The sequence below is a fragment of the Caulobacter sp. S45 genome (assembly GCF_903642205.1).
In the GTDB taxonomy this organism is placed as follows: Bacteria; Pseudomonadota; Alphaproteobacteria; order Caulobacterales; family Caulobacteraceae; genus CAHJWH01.
In genome coordinates, this window is record NZ_CAHJWH010000256.1 from 1 (window position 1) to 2,797 (window position 2,797).

At 69.2% G+C, this 2,797-nt stretch carries 1 protein-coding gene; it reads right to left on the reverse strand.

Annotated elements, in window-relative coordinates:
* Positions 1-78: 78 nt before the first annotated feature.
* A partial coding sequence (locus HUV06_RS15745) for an efflux RND transporter permease subunit (RefSeq protein WP_174302186.1) occupies positions 79-2,797 on the reverse strand: 2,719 nt, incomplete at its 5' end.

The following is a 2,797-nucleotide window of genomic DNA, read 5'->3' on the forward strand; positions in this document are numbered from 1 at the left end:
CGCCCCCTCCGTCACGGCGCAAGTGCGCCGCGCCACCTCCCCCGCTTCGCAGGGGAGGAGAAAAGGTGTTGCGCTCCATCATGCCGGCGCCCCCACGTCAGCCGCCCCGGTCTCCGCTCCCGCCGGGGGCGGGCGCGGGCGCCCCGCGCGGGAGAAGAGGTCGATGAGCACGGGCAGGACCAGCAGGATCAGGGCCGGCGCCAGCAGGATGCCGCCGACCACGACCAGCGCCAGGGGCCGCTGCACCTGGGAGCCGATACCGTGGGACAGGGCGGCCGGGAGCAGGCCGACGCAGGCGGCGAAGCAGGTCATGGCGACGGGTCGGAGCTGGGTCTCGCAGGCGCGCATCAGGGCCTCAGGCCGCGTCAGTCCGCCTAGGATCAGGTGGTTGAACGAGGAGAGCACGATGATCCCGTTCATCACCGAGATGCCGAACAGGCCGATGAAGCCGATCGCCGCGGAGACGCTCAGCGCGGTGCCGGTGAGCGAGAGCGCCAGGATGCCGCCCACCATGGCCATGGGCATGACGCTGAGCGCCAGCAGGGTGTCGGCGATGGACGAGAAGTTGATGAACAGCAGGAAGGCGATCAGCGCCAGGCTGATGGGGATGGCGACCTCCAGCCGGGCCAGGGCGGAGTTCAGCTCGCCGAGTTCGCCCACCCATTCCAGGTGGTAGCCGCCAGGCAGCTGGACATGCCGAGCGATGGCGGCCTGAGCGGCGGTAACCGTTGATCCAAGGTCGCGGCCGCGGACGCTGAACTCGATGGGGATGTAGCGCTGCTGCTGCTCGCGGTAGACGAAGGCCGCGCCGGAGACGAGCTTCACGTCCGCTACGGCGGACAGGGGGACCTGGACCACGCCCGACCCGCCGACCGCGGTGGTCGGGGCGGCGATCATCAGGTTGCGGATGTCGTCCAGGGTCGCTCGGTGCTCGGCTGACAGCCGCACCAGCAGGGGGAAGTTGCGGTCGCTACCCCCCTCGTAAAGCGCGCCGGCCGCCTGGCCGCCGATGGCGGCGGACACCACCGCATTGATGTCGCCGGGCTGCAGGCCGTAGCGGCTGGCGCGCACCCGGTCCACGTCGATGCGGACGGTCGGCTGGCCGAGCGCGCTCAGCACCTGCAGGTCGGCCACGCCCGGCACCGTCTTCATCACCGCGCCGATCCTGTCGGCGGTGGCCTGCAGGGTCTCCAGGTCCGGGCCGAACAGCTTGACGGAGTTGGCGCCCTTCACCCCGGAGGCGGCCTCCTCGACATTGTCCTCGATGGTCTGGGAGAAGTTGAACTCCACGCCCGGGAAGCGGCGCTCCAGGTCGCCCGAGAGCTGCTCGGTCAGCTTCTCCTTGTCGATGTGGCCGGGCCAGGTCCCGAAGGGCTTCAGGGGCACGAAGAACTCGGCGTTGAAGAAGCCGGTGGCGTCGGTGCCGTCGTCGGGGCGGCCGTGCTGGGACACCACGGTCTGCACTTCCGGGTAGCTCTTGATCACTGCGCGCATGCGGTTGACGTAGCCGTCGCCCTCCTCCAGCGAGATGGAGCCGGGCATGGTGGCGCGGATCCAGAAGTTGCCCTCCTCCAGGTGGGGCAGGAACTCGGCGCCCAGCGAGCCCGCCGCCAGCACGGTGACCAAGAGCAGCGCCCCCATGCCGCCCAGCGTGATCACCCGGTTGGCCAGCGCGAACTCCACCGCGGGCGTGTAGAGGCGGCGCAGGCCGCGTACGAGGAAGGTGTCCTGCTCCTTCAGGTCGTCCGGCAGCATCAGGGCGCAAAGCGCCGGCGTGATGGTGAAGGTGGCCAGCAGGCCGCCGGCGATGGCGTAGGCGTAGGTGCGCGCCATTGGTCCGAAGATGTGGCCTTCCACCCCGGTCATGGTGAACAGCGGCACGAAGCTGGCGATGATGATGGCGGCGGAGAAGAAGATCGAGCGGCTGACCTGCGCAGCGCTGTCGGAGATGACGGCGAGCTTGGCGCTGTGGCGGCGGTGGGTCTGGACGTCGCCGCCTGGGTGCTCGGCGATGTGGCGGTAGATGCTTTCCACCATGATCACGGTGGCGTCGACCACCAGTCCGAAGTCGATGGCGCCCACGGACAAGAGGTTCGCGGACTCGCCCCGCAGCGTCATCAGCAGGATGGCGAAGAACAGGGCGAAGGGGATGGTGACGGCCACGATCACCGCGCTCCGCAGGTTGCCCAGGAACAGCCACTGGATGGCGAAGATCAGCGCCATGCCCTCCACCATGTTGTGGAGCACGGTGTGGGTGGTGACGTCGATCAGGTCGGAACGGTCGTAGATCTTCTCGATGTGGACGCCGGGCGGCAGGATGTCGGTGGTGTTGATCTTGGCGACCTCGGCCTCCACCGCCTTGATGGTGGGCATGGACTTCTCGCCGCGGTGCATCAGCACGATGCCCTCCACCACGTCGCCGTCGCCGTCCTGGCCGGCGACGCCGAGCCTGGGCAGGTGGCCGACCTGGACGGTTGCCACGTCCTCGATGGTCACCGGCCGGCCGTTCGGCGCGGTGACCAACGTGTGGCGCACGTCGTCCATGGAGTGGATCAGGCCGACGCCGCGGACGATCGCCGCCTGTGGCCCGATGTTCAGGGTCTGGCCGCCGACATTGATGTTGGCGTTGTTGAGGCTCGCGATCACCTGGCTCAGCGACACGCCGAAGGCGGTCAGGCGCGAGCGGTCGATGTCGACCTCGTAGGCCTTGGTCTTGCCGCCCCAGCCGGTGACGTCGATCACGCCCGGCACCGCCTTGAACCGCCGCTCCAGCACCCAGTCCTGCAGGGTCTTCAGG